This is a genomic window from Cytobacillus citreus (genome assembly GCF_018343665.1).
Classification (GTDB): Bacteria; Bacillota; Bacilli; order Bacillales; family Cytobacillaceae; genus Cytobacillus; species Cytobacillus citreus.
The window spans coordinates 980739-996825 of the sequence record NZ_JAGYPM010000003.1; the positions used below are offsets into that span (position 1 = coordinate 980739).

At 35.9% G+C, this 16087-nt stretch carries 21 protein-coding genes and 2 pseudogenes; 11 read left to right on the forward strand and 12 right to left on the reverse strand.

The genetic code is table 11. The annotated features are described in order from the left end of the window. Nucleotides 1–45: 45 nt before the first annotated feature. The 4 genes from KHA94_RS16435 to KHA94_RS16450 form a co-directional block, all read right to left on the reverse strand. Entirely contained in the window at nucleotides 46–216 is a 171-nt protein-coding gene (locus KHA94_RS16435; protein ID WP_213103188.1) for a hypothetical protein, read from the reverse strand. 185 nt (nucleotides 217–401) lie between these two features. Continuing rightward, nucleotides 402–938, reverse strand: coding sequence for a hypothetical protein (locus tag KHA94_RS16440; RefSeq protein ID WP_213103189.1), 537 nt, complete (start codon nucleotides 936–938; stop codon nucleotides 402–404). Then, a complete protein-coding gene (locus KHA94_RS16445; RefSeq protein ID WP_213103284.1) occupies nucleotides 935–1108 on the reverse strand; it encodes a hypothetical protein in 174 nt (57 codons plus the stop codon). Before KHA94_RS16445 ends, KHA94_RS16440 begins: the two co-directional genes overlap by 4 nt. Nucleotides 1109–1120: 12 nt before the next feature. After that, complete coding sequence (locus KHA94_RS16450) at nucleotides 1121–1345, reverse strand: helix-turn-helix domain-containing protein (RefSeq protein WP_213103190.1); 225 nt, start codon at nucleotides 1343–1345, stop codon at nucleotides 1121–1123. Nucleotides 1346–1559: 214 nt separating this feature from the next. Between KHA94_RS16450 and KHA94_RS16455 the strand changes: the two genes are divergently transcribed. The 5 genes and pseudogenes from KHA94_RS16455 to KHA94_RS16475 all read left to right on the forward strand — a co-directional run bounded on the left by KHA94_RS16455 (nucleotide 1560) and on the right by KHA94_RS16475 (nucleotide 6099). After that, a complete protein-coding gene (locus tag KHA94_RS16455) occupies nucleotides 1560–2213 on the forward strand; it encodes a LexA family protein (protein ID WP_213103191.1) in 654 nt (217 codons plus the stop codon). Nucleotides 2214–2269: 56 nt separating this feature from the next. Further along, the gene (locus KHA94_RS16460) at nucleotides 2270–3661 is read left to right on the forward strand and encodes a recombinase family protein (protein WP_420828165.1); all 1392 of its coding nucleotides are present in this window, start codon (nucleotides 2270–2272) and stop codon (nucleotides 3659–3661) included. Nucleotides 3662–3687: 26 nt separating this feature from the next. Further along, a pseudogene (locus tag KHA94_RS16465) lies at nucleotides 3688–4377 on the forward strand (ABC transporter substrate-binding protein); the annotation flags it as partial. 155 nt (nucleotides 4378–4532) lie between these two features. Beyond that, nucleotides 4533–5312, forward strand: a complete 780-nt coding sequence (locus tag KHA94_RS16470) for an ABC transporter ATP-binding protein (protein WP_213103193.1) — start codon at nucleotides 4533–4535, stop codon at nucleotides 5310–5312. Continuing rightward, nucleotides 5290–6099: an ABC transporter permease gene (locus tag KHA94_RS16475; RefSeq protein ID WP_249365519.1), complete on the forward strand. Its 810-nt coding sequence runs from the start codon at nucleotides 5290–5292 to the stop codon at nucleotides 6097–6099. Before KHA94_RS16470 ends, KHA94_RS16475 begins: the two co-directional genes overlap by 23 nt. A gap of 209 nt (nucleotides 6100–6308) precedes the next feature. Here the strand turns inward: KHA94_RS16475 and ytkD are convergent, their stop codons facing one another. Further along, the gene (gene ytkD / locus KHA94_RS16480) at nucleotides 6309–6776 is read right to left on the reverse strand and encodes an RNA deprotection pyrophosphohydrolase (protein WP_213103195.1); all 468 of its coding nucleotides are present in this window, start codon (nucleotides 6774–6776) and stop codon (nucleotides 6309–6311) included. A 342-nt stretch (nucleotides 6777–7118) separates the two neighbouring features. Between ytkD and KHA94_RS16485 the strand changes: the two genes are divergently transcribed. Beyond that, a complete protein-coding gene (locus KHA94_RS16485; RefSeq protein ID WP_213103196.1) occupies nucleotides 7119–7985 on the forward strand; it encodes a DUF6612 family protein in 867 nt (288 codons plus the stop codon). A 52-nt stretch (nucleotides 7986–8037) separates the two neighbouring features. Here KHA94_RS16485 and KHA94_RS16490 read toward each other — a convergent pair whose 3' ends face one another. Further along, complete coding sequence (locus tag KHA94_RS16490; protein WP_420828166.1) at nucleotides 8038–8412, reverse strand: hydrolase; 375 nt, start codon at nucleotides 8410–8412, stop codon at nucleotides 8038–8040. 175 nt (nucleotides 8413–8587) lie between these two features. Between KHA94_RS16490 and KHA94_RS16495 the strand changes: the two genes are divergently transcribed. Beyond that, nucleotides 8588–8845 (forward strand): DUF6154 family protein, encoded by a 258-nt coding sequence (locus KHA94_RS16495; RefSeq protein ID WP_213103197.1) that lies wholly within the window; start codon nucleotides 8588–8590, stop codon nucleotides 8843–8845. A 244-nt stretch (nucleotides 8846–9089) separates the two neighbouring features. Here the strand turns inward: KHA94_RS16495 and KHA94_RS16500 are convergent, their stop codons facing one another. Next, the gene (locus tag KHA94_RS16500; RefSeq protein ID WP_213103198.1) at nucleotides 9090–9527 is read right to left on the reverse strand and encodes a Dps family protein; all 438 of its coding nucleotides are present in this window, start codon (nucleotides 9525–9527) and stop codon (nucleotides 9090–9092) included. A 442-nt stretch (nucleotides 9528–9969) separates the two neighbouring features. Here KHA94_RS16500 and ytzI point away from each other — a divergent pair, with 442 nt between their 5' ends. Then, entirely contained in the window at nucleotides 9970–10143 is a 174-nt protein-coding gene (gene ytzI, locus KHA94_RS16505) for a YtzI protein (RefSeq protein WP_338030790.1), read from the forward strand. 59 nt (nucleotides 10144–10202) lie between these two features. Here ytzI and KHA94_RS16510 read toward each other — a convergent pair whose 3' ends face one another. After that, nucleotides 10203–10676 carry an S-ribosylhomocysteine lyase gene (locus KHA94_RS16510; RefSeq protein WP_213103199.1) on the reverse strand — a complete coding sequence of 158 codons (474 nt, stop codon included), beginning with the start codon at nucleotides 10674–10676 and terminating at the stop codon, nucleotides 10203–10205. Between the two features lie 158 nt (nucleotides 10677–10834). Here KHA94_RS16510 and yidD point away from each other — a divergent pair, with 158 nt between their 5' ends. Then, nucleotides 10835–11065: a membrane protein insertion efficiency factor YidD gene (gene yidD, locus KHA94_RS16515; RefSeq protein WP_213103200.1), complete on the forward strand. Its 231-nt coding sequence runs from the start codon at nucleotides 10835–10837 to the stop codon at nucleotides 11063–11065. Between the two features lie 274 nt (nucleotides 11066–11339). Here yidD and KHA94_RS16520 read toward each other — a convergent pair whose 3' ends face one another. Then, on the reverse strand, nucleotides 11340–11903 hold the full coding sequence (locus KHA94_RS16520) for a beta-class carbonic anhydrase (protein ID WP_213103201.1): 564 nt from the start codon (nucleotides 11901–11903) through the stop codon (nucleotides 11340–11342). Nucleotides 11904–12109: 206 nt separating this feature from the next. Between KHA94_RS16520 and KHA94_RS16525 the strand changes: the two genes are divergently transcribed. Then, the gene (locus tag KHA94_RS16525; RefSeq protein WP_213103202.1) at nucleotides 12110–13057 is read left to right on the forward strand and encodes a metal ABC transporter substrate-binding protein; all 948 of its coding nucleotides are present in this window, start codon (nucleotides 12110–12112) and stop codon (nucleotides 13055–13057) included. 145 nt (nucleotides 13058–13202) lie between these two features. After that, on the forward strand, nucleotides 13203–13355 hold the full coding sequence (locus KHA94_RS16530; RefSeq protein WP_213103203.1) for a DUF1540 domain-containing protein: 153 nt from the start codon (nucleotides 13203–13205) through the stop codon (nucleotides 13353–13355). A gap of 58 nt (nucleotides 13356–13413) precedes the next feature. Here the strand turns inward: KHA94_RS16530 and KHA94_RS16535 are convergent. From KHA94_RS16535 to menB, 3 genes and pseudogenes are all read right to left on the reverse strand, one after another. Further along, a pseudogene (locus KHA94_RS16535) lies at nucleotides 13414–13527 on the reverse strand (DUF817 domain-containing protein); the annotation flags it as partial. A 21-nt stretch (nucleotides 13528–13548) separates the two neighbouring features. Then, nucleotides 13549–15027: an o-succinylbenzoate--CoA ligase gene (locus KHA94_RS16540; RefSeq protein WP_213103204.1), complete on the reverse strand. Its 1479-nt coding sequence runs from the start codon at nucleotides 15025–15027 to the stop codon at nucleotides 13549–13551. Between the two features lie 237 nt (nucleotides 15028–15264). Continuing rightward, the gene (gene menB, locus KHA94_RS16545; RefSeq protein ID WP_213103205.1) at nucleotides 15265–16086 is read right to left on the reverse strand and encodes a 1,4-dihydroxy-2-naphthoyl-CoA synthase; all 822 of its coding nucleotides are present in this window, start codon (nucleotides 16084–16086) and stop codon (nucleotides 15265–15267) included. Nucleotide 16087 lies beyond the last annotated feature (1 nt).

A 16087-nucleotide genomic window follows, 5' to 3' on the forward strand; every position in this document is an offset into this window, starting at 1 on the left:
CTTTTTAGGTGTACGTCATTTTGACGCAATCCATTTTTCATTTAACTAAGCAGCAATAAAAATATAAATCTGTTGTTTATTATTTTCTGTTAGATTAGCTTTCATTTCCTCAGCTAGATGCATACACTCTGATACGCTAATTGCTGGAATGAATGCTGTGTGAATCGTTGAAAAAATGTTGTTAACACGAACAGAAAAGTCGACTGAATACAACACTGCTTGTCCACCTTCTTTAAAAATGGTAAAATTTATTTAAGATATTTTTCTTAAGACTCGTGTCGCAAGCATGAGTCTTTTTTTTGTAAGTAATTCCTACACATAAAGGAACCCCTTTCAATTTTTTAGAACTAAATTCGTTCATCAAATTTTGCAAAGTGAGTAAAAGAGGAAGCCCTTAGGGCTTAATAACCTTGATCGGCAAACAATTCGTGCATACGCTTTTTGTAAGCCATTAAGCGCTCATGACGGAAAGTGTATTTTCGTGGCATATCTTTAGCTGGGTGTACCGAAAACCTTTCTGCAACCTTTTTTGTATAAAATGCAATACGCTCTGAGATTGGTTTATGTTCAGCAACCTCTTTAGTCCTAGCCCCATCATTAATCAGATCAAACTTAGCATCACAATGTGGACATGTTGCAAAAATTGATTGTTCATCTTCACCAGTGACAATTAAGTGAGTATTTCTCCTACACTCGTTGCAGTAGTCATTTGGTACAATTTTCATTTTGGGTTTTCCGAAGCATAATGTTTGAACAAGTACACCGTCCCAATACATTTCTAAAAATAGAAAACCGTCTTTATCTAAGAAAAATTGGTCTGTCATTTTTCTGCCATTGCGTTGATCAGATTCAAAAACTGCTTGCACTTCTTGGTCCATAACCATTTGATCAATTGCACTCATACCTGCATAAGCATCAACTTTTGAGATTTTTTTCATTTATGGCTGGTCTCCTTTCTTTTGACAATTTCAAGATAAATTTCAATAAACTTGTCAATCGCTCCATTCGATGGCTTTTTACGATCACCAACGTTTACAACCTTATCCACGCCCACCATCTCCTTTAAGGAATGTATATGATCGGTGGGCGCTAGGACTGCCCTACTCATCTGAATCCTCCCTTATGCTGTTTTTAATTTCCGAAAAAAATCGGATTGTGGTCCAAAAAAAATATTTTCAACCGGAATTTTATAAATGGCCTCGATATTAATAAAAAAAGAACGAGGTACATTGGATGAATCTCTTTCATACTTAGAAAGTGTATCTTTATTAATACCAAACTGTTCTGCGGCTTCAATTAACTTCAAACCAGCGTTTACTCTAGCTGCTTTAAGTGTTATTTTCATCTTTGATCACCTCCTGTTTATCTTGCTTGGTTATAGGATATCCGAATTAATTCGGAATGTCAACCGAATTTTCTCGGAAACAAAATATTTATTCTTCCCTTTCATTACTTAAATATACTTAAATCAGCAAAATAAATTCGACTATTTTCGGACGCATTATTTACATTCCGTATTTTTTCGGATATAATAAAGATATAAAAAGGAGGTGAAAAGCATGATAGACAGAGACTTACCACTTAAAAGAGAAATTTCGGATAACATAAAACGACTGATGAAAGAAAGAGGCTGGACACAGTTAAAGTTAAGCGATGTTTCTGGTATATCCAAAAGTACACTTTCAGACTACATAAACTGTAAAACGCTTATCAACCCTGGAAATGTAGAAAAATTATCAGAGGCTTTTAATGTTCCAAAATACGATATTGATCCAAGCTTTAAAAGAACAGATATTTTGAAAGAAGAAGCTCAGCTTTATGAAATCCCAAATTTCACTTCTATACCTATAGTTGGTTCGATTAGTTGCGGTAATGGCTCTCTTGCATTTCAAGATATTGAAGGATATGAAGAAACGCCAAAATCTTGGTTGAATGGTGGGAGATTCTTTTACCTAAGAGCTAAAGGCGACAGTATGATTAATGCAAGGATAAGCGAAGGTGATCTGCTTCTTATTAGAGAACAGGAAGAAGTTGAGAACGGTGAAATTGCCGCTGTTCAGATCGACGGAGAAGCAGTTTTAAAAAGAGTATTCAAAAGTGGAAACACGCTTATCCTCCAAAGTGAAAACCCAAAATACGAACCAATCATTGTTGATGGCTCAAAAAACATTCAAATTATTGGAAAGTTAAAAAAAGTAGTATTAAATTTCTAGCTAGATGTTTAATCATCAAAGGGGAGGGCGACGGCTCTCCCAATTTTATAAGGTTGGTGAATGCATTGAAAGTTGCTATTTATGTGCGAGTATCAACTCAAGAACAGGCCAAAGAAGGATTCTCTATTCCAGCACAAATAGAGAGTTTGCGCGCTTTCTGCAAAAGTCAAAGTTGGGAAATTGTTGAAGAATACAAAGAAGAAGGAAAATCAGCCAAAGACCTTGACCGGCCCAAAATGAAAAAGATGATGAGTGATATAAAAAAGCGTAAATTTGATTTAGTGTTAGTACACAAATTGGATCGTCTTACTAGATCTGTATCTGATCTATACGAATTACTTGAATACTTCGAGAAATACGATGTTAAATTTAGATCATCTACAGAACAATATGATACCACAACAGCATTAGGGAAATTGTTTATTACACTTGTTGCTTCCCTTGCACAGTGGGAACGTGAGAATCTCGCTGAACGAGTTAAGTTTGGCATCCATCAAATGATTGAAGAGGGAAAGCGACCAGGGGGGCACTCTCCTTATGGCTATAAATTCGAGAAAAACTTTGAATGTGAAATCATTGAGGAAGAGGCAAAATGGGTTAAAAAGATTTTTGATTGGTATGTTGATGGTTTTGGATATAGAAAAATATCCGATAGGTTAAACGAATTGAAAATTAAACCTCGAATTGCAAATGAATGGAATCACAATACTGTTTATGGAATGTTGAGAAATGATATTTATATAGGGGTTTATAGATGGGGCGAAAAAGTTGTTTATAACAACCATCCTGCAGTAGTATCTAATTCCTTATTTGCAAAAGCGCAACAAAAAATTAAAAGTAACCATAAAAATTTAGCTAGAAAAGGAAAGTTTCCGTTAACAGGGATACTCGAATGCGGTCATTGTAATAAACCTATGTCAGGCCTGTTTGATAAGAGAGATAATAAAACATATTATCGCTGCTTTAATTGTAATCGATCTACTGATGGGAAAAAAATCACTGATCTACTTCTAGATGAGATTGAAAAATTGATTACATCAAAAGATTATTTTTTGAAACAAATCGATAAGAATTATCAACCTCAAGCTATCAATGTTAAAGAAGTAAAAAAGAAACTTGAAGTAATTAATCAGCAGAAGGAAAAATGGTATAGTCTATTCTTAGATGAAAGAAATCCAATACCAAAAGAAACTTTATACAGTAAAATTAATGAATTGAATGATCAGGAAGAAGAGCTAAAAAACATACTCTTAGAGGCAGAAATAGAAGAAGAATCTCCAGAAGAAAAATACAAAAAGCTTTCAAGGATAAAGGATATACATTTCGTATATAACGAAGCAGATCCATTCGAACAAAAAGAATTGCTTCAAAGTATATTTGAATGTTTGACAATTAAAAGAGCTGTTGGTCGAAACATGCCTATCACCCTCAATTATAAATTGAATTAACTCCTTTTTATATTTTACCCTGTATTATGTTTAACTTCGCCCAGCTAACGCAAACGGACGGAACTTTCCTTGTTTCACGCACCAAAATTGAAAATTTCACATGGGATCAACTCAAAGGAAAAACCTTCCTTGGTCAACGTAAAGGCGGAATGCCGCAAATGGCCGGTGAATTTGTACTAAAAAAACATGGAATTGACCCTCATAAAGATTTAAATCTGATTCAAAATGTTGATTTTGCCAATATCGCTCCGGCCTTTGCTTCAGGTACAGGTGAATTTGTTCAGCTTTTCGAACCAATTGCAAGCGTTTTTGAGAAAGAAGGCAAAGGATATATCGTGGCTTCCTTTGGCACAGAATCTGGGCATATTCCATATACTACCTTTATGACAAAGCAGAGCTTTATAAAAGAAAATAAAGATACCGTGGAAAAATTCGCAAAAGCAATTTATAAAGCGCAGCAATGGGTCGATTCCCACAGCGCCAAAGAAACGGCAGAGGTCATTAAAGGATTCTTCGAAAATACAGAGCTCGATCTTATTGAAACGGTTGTGGATCGCTATAAAAGCCAAGGATCCTTTGCAACAGATCCAATCCTAGATAATGAAGAATGGGATAATCTTCAAGACATTATGGAGGAAGCCGGAGAACTTCCTAAGCGTGTTGATTATAAAACTCTTGTCAACACAGATATTGCTGAAAGTGTCATGAAAAAATAAAGTGCAACTTTATTAAGTGGGGGATTCCCACATCCACCACTGATCGTTTATCTGCGATAATCGAACCTCCCAATAGATATCACGGAACCTTAGTAGCTTTGAATTTTCACCTATTCGCTAGTGTCATGACTAAAACTTTTAAGAGGAGGGCTTCTATGGATTTCTTAAACATTCAAGGAATTCATCATACCTATTTTACTAAAAACTCAGCCACAACTGCCCTCACCGATGTCTCGCTTACAGTCGAGGAAGGAGAATTTGTTTCCTTCCTTGGCCCAAGCGGATGCGGAAAAACAACCCTTCTTTCCATTATTGCCGGCCTTATTCAGCCAACAGAAGGTACTGTAACCCTAGAAGGAAAAAAAGTAGAACCAACAGGACAGAGCATTGGCTATATGCTTCAACAGGATTACCTTTTCCCATGGAAGACAATCGAGGAGAATATTTTACTTGGTCTTAAAATTAGCAATCAGCTTGATTCTACTAAAAAAGCGTACGCACTAACTTTACTAAAACAAATGGGGCTAAAAGGAGTTGAGTCACAATTTCCAAAGCAGCTCTCCGGAGGAATGAGACAGAGGGTTGCCCTCGTAAGAACCTTAACAACTGAGCCAAAGCTGCTAATGCTTGATGAACCATTTTCCGCATTAGATTATCAAACAAAATTAAAACTCGAGGATCTCGTATCCAATACGTTAAAATCCTTTAAGAAAACGGCTATTCTCGTTACACATGATATTGGTGAGGCCATTGCAATGAGCGACCGCATATTCCTGTTCTCTGCAAGCCCAGGAAAGCTTCATAAAACCTTTATCATACCGAAAGAATTACGGGAAGAAACACCATTTAATGTACGAAGCCATAAAGCCTATTCGGATATTTTTCAAACTGTTTGGAAGGAGCTGGAGTCCCTTGAGCCCGCGAACAAATATTGACCTCCTTCATCAAAAATATCTCCATTCGTTGAAACGTGAAAAAAGATGGGTCCGTTTCTACCAGCTCATAATCTTACTTGTCTTTGTATTTGCCTGGGAGCTCGCAAGCCAGAAGCAATGGATCGATCCACTTATCTTTAGTTCTCCTTCCAAGGTTTGGACAATGCTTTTAACAAAAATTCAGGATGGTACATTATTTATTGATTTAGGATTTACATTATCAGAAACAGTTTTTGGCTTTATTCTCGGCACCATTTTAGGAACATTGCTTGCTGCAATCCTATGGTGGTCTCCTTTTGTTTCAAAGATATTGGATCCTTATTTAGTCGTTCTTAACTCCATGCCAAAGGTTGCACTTGGACCAATATTAATCGTTGCGCTAGGTCCTAACTTCACTTCGATTGTCGCGATGGGTGCCATCATTTCCATCATTATTACAACCATTGTCGTGTATACTTCCTTCAAAGAAGTCGATCCAAATTATATAAAAGTGTTACAAACCTTTGGAGCGAAACGGCTGCAAATTTTTAAAGAAGCGATATTACCAGCTTCCTTCCCAGTCATTATTTCTACACTAAAAGTCAATGTCGGACTGTCTTGGGTTGGAGTCATTGTCGGTGAATTCCTCGTTTCATCAAAGGGGCTTGGATATATGATCATTTACGGCTTCCAAGTGTTTAATTTCACACTAGTGATGCTGTCACTTCTTGTCATTGCCATCTTTGCAACCGTTATGTATCAGCTTGTTGAACTCCTTGAGAAAAAATTAATAAAGCACGGATCATAATAAAACGTATAAAAAAATACCGTTTCAGTGTGTAGACAAAGTATAATTTAATACTATTTCAGGCTGATTGAAAACGCTTGTCTTTCGAGACACGAAGCCTTACGAGGAGCGAGTTACCATGGATGGGTAATGAGCACCGCAGGAAGGTGAGTAACGAAGAAAGCGAGCGTTTGTCAACAGCCTGAAACGGCATGAAAAAATGCCGTTTTCTAATTTTCTGCCATTATTTTGCTTACACTTTTTTCAATGACCTTATCCTTCATGATAAAACTGTACTGAGAATCCCATCTTAATTTTAATATATCTCCTTCAACGAAAACGGGTCCTGAAGTCTCAAAATAATGATCCTTCTTCACCATTTCATCAATGATTCCATAAAAAATTGCTTTTACAAATGTCGTACCATCTTGGGTAACTTCATATTCACCAATGAATTGTAATTTTGAAATAGTGGCACCGGTTTCTTCCATCACTTCTCTTCTAGCAGCTTCCTCTAAAGATTCACCTATCTCAACCTTTCCCCCTGGGAATTCCAATCCCCTTTTTGAATGGTTTGTAAGCAGCCATTTACCTCTTAATTTACATATGACAAGAACATGTTTAGGAGGTGTATCGAAAGAACCGGGTTTATAAGAGAGCCGGACCGTTCCTCCAATTGCATCTTTAAAAGATTCCATATTATCCCTCTTTTCAACTATGGAAATATATTTCAATTATAACTTGTATAAAGTGAATCTTCCATCAGCGGGGTTTTCCGAAGTAAAGGACGTGCTAGTACTGATGTTAATGCTATTGAAGCCTTACTTGTCCAGTCCGTCTTGCCTTGAGGGGCAGTTTATCCTCTTTCAAGTATTGTAATCAAGATCTTATTACTCATTAACCTACTATGAATCCTTGTTACTAATCTCATGTTTTATATGGATTTTTTTGTGAATAAAGTATGAATTTTCATATTTTTGAAACCACCACCTAATTTTTCCGTATATAATAGGTGAATAAACATAAGGGAGTGTCAGATTTTGAAAAAAACATTATCGATTTTAACAGGCTTTTTTCTTATTTTTATGTTAGCGGCATGTAATCAAACAGCCCAGCCTGTTAATGAACCAGCAAAAAATGACGGAAAAACTGAAAAACAATCAGAATTAACATTAGAAGAAGTATTTAAGAAATCTACTGAAGCTTCTAGCAATCTGAAAAGTTTTTCTGTAAAAATGGACATGGAACAGGATATGAGCTCTGATCAAGAAGAATTAAATATGAAAACACAATCAGTTATTGATATGAAAGTTGTTACTGAACCGATGGCATTTCATCAAAAAATGAATATGAAATTGGATGGAGAATCCTACGAAACAGAGAGTTATTTTTCTGAAGACGGAATGTTCTTCTATGAACCTACTGGGCAGCAATGGATGAAGTTTACACAAGATATGACAGATGCATTCTTACAAATGTCTGGTCAGCAACAAGCAAATCCTGGTGAAGAACTACAAAAACTACAAAAGTTTGCAGATGATTTTACGTTTGAACAAGATTCAAAAAATTATATACTTAAATTGAATGCATCAGGCGAAAAATTTAGCGAGTTTATTAAAGAAATGGCCACAAAAGCACTTCCGCCAGAATTGGCAGGAGATGAAGAAGCGTTAAATGAAGTGTTAAAAAATATGAAAATTAATAAGGTTAATTATGAATTCTTAATTAATAAAGAAACATTTTATCCAGATGCTGTAAATGTAAATATGGAGATGGAAATGACAGCTGAAGGTCAAACTATGGTAATGAAGCAAAAAGTGAACGGTCAATATTCAGATCATAATAAAGTTGATAAAATTACCGTTCCTCAAGAAATCATCGATTCAGCGGTAGAAATGGAAATGTAATAACTGCTTATTAAGATTAGTTTGGGAGAAATCGGCGAATAAGCCGATTTCTTCATTCTGTATCATCTAATATCCCCATGCTTTGGATATGCCTTCTTGCTTCTTGATCCCCAAGCTGATATATCATTTCGTACACTTTCCTTATGGTTGAATCATAGGCATCATTATCTTTATCATTGTGGTATTCGATAAATGGAATATGTGCTCTGAAGAAGTTCATCCACTCTGTAGAATAATTTTGATTGAAATAATCACGAAGCTCAATGACCTCGTCATCTGTTGCTTCGATTTTAAAGTCCCACGCTGAATCTGTTTCACTTTGTGAGATTTCCCCGGTTTCAACCTTAATATAATATGCTTTCTTATTTTCACTCATCATTTCATCCCCTTTTTGTCGTCTAAAATAAGCTCCTTGCGCATTTTTCATTATTTAGGGTATCCCATAACACGATTAAAAATTATGTATTTATTTAATCATTATTAAGAAACTCCATAAAATAAAAATATATTAAAGCTAATTTTGCAAACAGCGAATATTTCTTATCATGAAGGGGATTCAATAAGTATAAAATATAAAAAAATATGAGTTGGAGGTGAATATATTGAAAATCATTGATGAACTATACGAGCTTTATCGTCATAAGCTTACTGGAGATGAGGAAGATATCGATATGCTTGCCTTTGCATTTTTAGAAGAAATGAAGAGAGAGGATTTATTAAAGATTATTCACGATTTAGATAACCAAGAGCTTTATGATCTAATGGGTCTTTATTTGATTGAGGGTTTAAAAGGAAAGTTTGCAAATGAGGATTTCAGAAGGCAGCATAATCCCAATACAACACACCGAAATATACATTAAATATTTCTTGTTACATATCTTGGAAAAGCGCAAGCGCTTTCAGATTAAGCATAGTTCAGATTGTTCCTGCGATTGATATGCTGTCGAAGCCTTCCCTGTGGAGCTAGACATTTCTCAAACTTTAAAAAAATTTATTATCTTATGCGCTCTTTAAATCTGAAAGCTTCTCGAAATTTCATCTCTCCTTTAGTATGCAAAAGTAATGAAAGGCTTGTCTGATTAAAATGACAAGCCTTTCTCTTCTCTATCCTAAATACGCTTTTAACATCCAAATATGCTTCTTTAAGCTTTTCTTTACAGCGATAAGCATATCACCGGTTCCCTCGTCATTCACTTCCTCAGCCAGTTCAATTCCTTCTTGAAGCTCGTCCGTCATTCTTTCAAAATCTTCACAAAGGGCTTTAACCATTTCTTCTTCCTTCTCATTTCCGGATGCCTCATTAATGGATGCTTTCTCAAGGCATTCTTTCATTGTCGCTATAGGATTGCCGTTGAGAGCAAGGATTCTCTCAGCTAATTCATCGATATGCTGATTAGCCTCATTGTAGAGCTCTTCAAACTTCTCATGAAGTGTAAAAAAATGACGTCCTTTAATGTACCAATGGAAGTTATGAAGCTTAACATAAAGGACCGTCCAATTGGCTACCTGCTTATTCACCACTTGAATTAATTTATCATTCATCTGATCATCCTCCCATTTTTATACTACCCTTATAGATTTACCTTAAACAAAATATGTATGTTATTTCTTCGTTGTTTTAACAGAATTGCTTAAGTTAGAGCCAGCAATAAAGTGAAACTTCCATCAGTGGGGATTTTTCGGCGCACAGGACGTGCAAGTGCCGACGTTGCCACAGGACGTGGCGTTCTTAGTCGGCCTTCATCCCCCACTGATGGTTAGTTGCGGCCCACAGGAAGTGGGTCACGCAGACGTTGCCACACGATGTGGCGCTTTTAGTCTGTGTTCATTTTATGGGCATTTACGGGCAGTTTTCCCCACTTACTCTTCTTTGCATACGCGAATCCTTGAAGTGGGGGTGTTACTGCCTGTTAATCTGCGATAAAATCACATCTCCATACATCCATTTTCATGGTAAACTAATAGTGAGAAGGGGGGAGTAGGCATGTTAATGTTAATCGTTTTAGCCATCTCAGTAATTATAGTCGCTATTGTTATTGTGCTAGCTGTGACGACAACATCTAAAGCTTATGCATATAAACATTCTGTGGATCCAATAGATCATTCACACGATAATCAGAATAAAGAAGAATTTAATAATGAGAAAAGAACTTCTTAATATTCTTCTCTAAAAATAATAAAACCGGACTGAAATGATACAGTCCGGTTAGCGTATTTTTATGCAAATACTTGCTTTAAGTCTTCTTTTGATTGTTCTAGCCAGAAACGCAATAGCCTCTTGGCGCCATCTAGATCATGGAGCTTCGCTTGCCCACATTGTTTTTCATTGGCAGCAGGAATTTCAGTAATTTCCACTGCATCTTTAATTGTATCATGAAGTAAATCAATGATTTCCTCTACTGACGGCTCGCCACTTACAACTAAATAAAAACCTGTTTGACAACCCATTGGGGAAATATCAATAATATCAAAGTGGTCATATTTCTCAGAATGCTTACGAATATTAAATGCCAGAAGATGTTCCAATGTGTGAATAGCATCAGGCTTCATTGCTTGTTTATTAGGCTGGCAAAAACGAATATCAAATTTATTGACCACTCCATCTGATCCAACTTTATGAATTCCACAATGTCTAACATATGGTGCCTTAACTTCATTATGATCTAAATCAAAGCTTTCAACTGAAGGCATCTTCATCACTCCTTAGCTATTTCTTCCATTGTAACTTATATTCCGAGTATATTCATCAAATTTATTGTATTTAAACAAAACATTTCTCTTTCGACTATTTTTCAATAATATGCTATCTTTTTATCAATAATACATGATACTAAGAACGGAATGATGAAATGCTAAAAAAAGCTTTGATTGCCTTCATTCGCTTTTATCAAATTGTGATTTCTCCACTTAAACCGCCTACTTGCCGTTTTTATCCGACATGTTCACATTACGGGCTTGAAGCCGTCAAACGATTTGGAGCCATTAAAGGAGGATGGCTCGCTATTAAAAGAATTTTAAAATGCCATCCTTTTCACCCAGGAGGGTTTGACCCTGTACCAGAAAAAAGCAATAAAGAATAAAGTGAAACTTCCATCAGTGGGGGTTTTTTTCATCCCCACTGATGGTTAGTTGAACCAATCACGCTCAAAACGCCACGTCCTGTGGCTTTCGCCTGACTAGGACATCGTGTCCGTCGTCGGGCCTTTACGGGCAGTTGAGCCCCCACTTAGGTTTCTTTGATTCTCTCGCAAACTTGTAGTGGGGGTCTTACTGCCGGTTAATCTGCGATAAAACTTGTCATTTGCCAATTGCAATTGGTTCATGACAAGTTTTTTCTATCTAAATTCTTATAAGTTAATCATCGTATCCATTCACTACAACTTTTAATTCTCCCGTACTCGGTTCAATGACTAATCCATGTACTGGAACATCATTAGGCATTAATGGATGTTTTTTTACCATATGGACACTATGCACAACACTTTCCTCGACATTATCAAAGCCTTTAAGCCATTCCCTAACATCAACACCTGAATAGGTAAACGTGTCAAGCGCCTCTTCTGATTTTCCACGCTTTCTCATGCTTTCCAACATGCTATCAGGCTTCATTCCACTCATTCCGCAGTCATAATGCCCAATGATTAATACTTCCTCTGCTTGAAGCTCATAAACGGCAACAAGTAGGCTTCTCATAATACTTCCAAATGGATGTGTAACAAGAGCACCTGCAGTTTTTACAATCTTGACATCGCCATTGCGAATATTCATTGCTCGCGGAAGCAGTTCAACTAATCGTGTATCCATACATGTCAATAAAACCATACGTTTATTTGGAAATTTGGTTGTTGTAAATTCTTCATATCTTTTCTCTTCTACAAATTCATGATTAAATTGTAAAATTTCATCTAGTAATTTCATATGCATGATCTCCTATTAAAATTTTTTACTAATACAAGGATACAAAATAAACATTTATTAAACAATTTTTTTTCTTGATTTTTATTTATTTCTTTTGTAAAATTACATTTGGAATCGTAACGATTACGAATTATAAAAAATTCAGTATTTTTTTTGAACATCAAATCGTAATGAGTACGTTTTGATTAGGGGGAGAAAGAGAAAAAATGAAGAAATTATTTCTTTTTTTATTAATTTTTAATTTGCTTTTAACAGGGTGTACCACTAAAAAAGTCAATTCGAAAAAAGATGACAATAAATTAACCGTCTATACAACTGTTTATCCTTTACAATATTTCACAGAACGGATTGGAGGAAAATATGTAGAAACCCATTCTATATATCCACCAGGTACTGATGAACATACATTTGAGCCCACTCAAAAAGATATGATTAAATTAGCTGATGCAGACCTATTTATTTTCATTGGACTGGGATTAGAAGGTTTTGTTGAAAAGTCAAAGAAAACATTGAAAAACGAACATGTTAAGCTAATTTCAGCTGGAGAAAATGTTCATTTAGAGTCAACTGCAGCAGAAGATGGAGATCATGAAGAAGGGGAACATCATGAAGATGATGGCCACAACCATGGTGACATCGATCCGCATGTATGGATAGATCCTGTTTATGCAAAGGAGCTTGCAGAAGCTGTTAAAGATGCACTTCTTGAAGAAATGCCTGAACATAAAGATGAATTTATTGCAAATTATGATGTATTAATAAAAGAGCTCGATCAACTAAATGCAGATTTCGAGCAATTGACTAAACATGCAAAACATAAAGAAATTATCGTTTCCCATTCGGCTTTTGGATATTGGGAGAAAAGATATGGAATAAAACAAATCGGTGTTTCAGGTCTTAATACATCAAATGAACCATCACAAAAGCAGCTTGAAAAAATCATCAATGTAGCAAAAGAACACGATTTAAAATACGTATTTTTTGAACAAAATGTAAGCTCAAAGCTAACAGAAATTATTCAAAAAGAACTCGGTGCAGAACCGCTAGTACTGCATAATTTATCAACTTTAACAGATAATGACATTAAAAATAATGCCACTTATTTTTCTATTATGAATGATAATTTGCAAGCACTTGAAAAAGCATTAAATTAAAGCCTCTCATTTGAGAGGTTTTTTTGCTTTCATTATTCGTACTTGTCTTCCTTCTATTGGCATGAATGATGGATATTGTCTATACAAAACCTATAATAGGGTTCTAAGCCCTCTCATTTATAGAATTCTTAAGGAGTGATGCGCAATGGCTAAAGACGTTTTATGTGAAGTCAATAATTGTTCATATTGGGCAAAAGGAAATAAATGTGCTGCTGAACAAATTTATGTTGTGAGCCATAAGGGAAAAACAGCAGATAACAGCAAGGAAACCGATTGTAAAACTTTTGAACCTGCTTGATTTTATGAGTGAAGAGATGAATCCAATACTAATTATTGGATTCAACTCTTCATATTATTTATGTCCTATTTGCTTTTACATGCTTTAATTGAGCAACAATCATAAAACTAACAATGACAAGCAATAACCAAGAGCTAATTTTACTAAAATGTACAAGCTCCCATTGCTGCTGTAACCCCTTCTCCCAATTCGATTATCTATCTAATAATAAACGCAGGTTTCTTCGCAAAATCTTCTTCGCAGCATTTCTCGGGATTTCATCTATGATATAGATTTTTTTAGGCACCTTGTATTTTGCTAGTTTTTGTAGGCAATATTGAATGATTTCCTCTTCCATCATATCTTTTTTAATCGTTACAAAAGCGATTGGAACTTCACCCCATTTTTCATCCTTCATCCCGATAACACCTGCATCCGATATATTTGGATGGGAAACAAGTGCCCCCTCAATTTCCGCTGGATATATATTCTCTCCTCCAGAAATGATTAAATCAGAACGGCGGTCTAATACAAATAAAAAGCCGTCAGAGTCCAAATATCCTATATCACCAGTTGATAACCAGCCATCTACAAGTCTTTTAGCTGTTTCTTCTTCTCTATTCAAATAACCAATCGTTATATTTGGTCCCTTAACAATGATTTCGCCTGCTTCATTTGGTTTTGCAACCTCTCCATTAGAGCCTATTATTTTTAACTGAGATGGAAATAAAGCCTTACCTGCGGATCCAAGCTTGCTAATGCTATATTCTGGAGAAAGGGTAACAATTTGCGACGAAGTTTCAGTCATACCGTAAGTTTGGTAGACAGGGATTTGTTTGAACATACATTTTTCAAGAAGTGCCCTAGGTGCTGGTCCACCTCCAAGCAACATGCAGCGAAAATGCTCTGGAAGCCTCTGATCCCCTAACTCCTCTTCTATTCGAGTTAACATGGTACTGACAACAGACATAATGGTTACCTTCTCATCTTCAATCAATTCAATTGTTTTCTTTTCATGGAATGAATCAAGAATAACCATTTTCATTCCATAAATTATGCTGCGCATAAGGATTGAATAACCACTAATATGAAATAAAGGAACCGCACAAAGCCAGCAGTCCTGTTCGGTCAGACCAAGATTTAAGGCAGAGCCGATAGCACTCCACATATGATTTCCGTATGTTTGTAGAACTCCTTTTGGATAGCCCGTTGTCCCAGACGTATACATGACAGTACAAACTTCGTTAAGATTTATTTCATTCTCAACAATCGGTTCTATAAACGGAGATTGGAACAAATTTTCTTTATAAATAATAGTTACGTTTGAAAGGCTCTTCTCCATTTCTTTGCCCTTAAGAGTAAATAGCTCTTCTGTTATCAAAAAAAGAGAATTTGAATCTTCCATTTGCCATGCGAGCTCATGGGCAGTTAAACGGTTATTTAATATGACAGCTTTTATCCCTAATAACTGAAAAGCTAAATAAATAAATGCAGTATCTGCATGATTAGCAAGAAGTACTCCAGCAAACTGCCCCTTTTTTAACCCAAGGCCAGTTAATTGTCCAGCAATATGAACGGCTTTATCAAACACATCTGAAAATGTATATGTTTGGTCTGCGAAACAAATCGCAGGTCTGTCTGGAGTTAAAAAGGCTCTTTTTAGTAAGAAATTTTGCATTATTTGATCATTCAATTTTAACACCTCGAATATTAGAAAAACTTGGCGAATGCCTTAGTGTTTTGTATGCGATAATAATTGCAGATATTTAATCTATGAATTCATATATCCTTTAGCACGTTAATAAACTTAAACTTTCCGATTAGGTTAGATAAAAACAAGCGTACATTTATTTTATTATATATTGACTTAAATAAAAACAGCCTGATGGAATAATCCACCAAGCTGTTTATTTCAAAACGTAAGATTTAATCAAGGAAAACGAGGGAATTGACCAAAATCAGGCTTACGCTTCTCTTTAAATGCGTCACGGCCTTCCTTCGCTTCATCAGTTGTATAATAAAGTAATGTTGCATCACCAGCAAATTGCTGAATACCAGCAAGGCCATCTGTATCTGCATTAAAGGCTGCCTTCAAGAATCGAAGAGCTGTTGGACTCTTTTCAAGCATTTCTTCACACCACTTAATTGTTTCCTCTTCCACCTTATCAAGAGGTACAACAGTGTTTACAAGCCCCATATCTAATGCTTCTTGAGCATTATATTGACGGCATAAATACCAAATTTCGCGTGCCTTTTTATGACCAACAATTCTAGCTAAATAGCCTGAGCCATATCCTGCATCAAAGCTACCAACCTTCGGACCAGTTTGTCCAAATACTGCATTATCTGCAGCAATTGTTAAATCACAAACAATATGGAGTACATGGCCTCCACCGATAGCATACCCTTTAACCATCGCTACAACTGGTTTTGGAATGACACGAATTAAACGCTGTAAATCAAGAACATTCAAACGTGGAATTTGATCATCACCAACATAGCCACCGTGTCCGCGTACTGACTGATCTCCACCTGAACAGAACGCTCTATCCCCTGCACCAGTTAAAATAATCACTCCAACATTTGAATCATCTCGCGCATAAGCGAAAGCATCGATCAATTCCATTACCGTTCTCGGTGTAAAAGCATTATGCTTTTCTGGACGATTAATTGTAATCTTTGCAATTCCGTTGTATGTTTCATACATAATCTCTTCATACTTACGTCCGGCAACCCATTCTACTGCTGACATT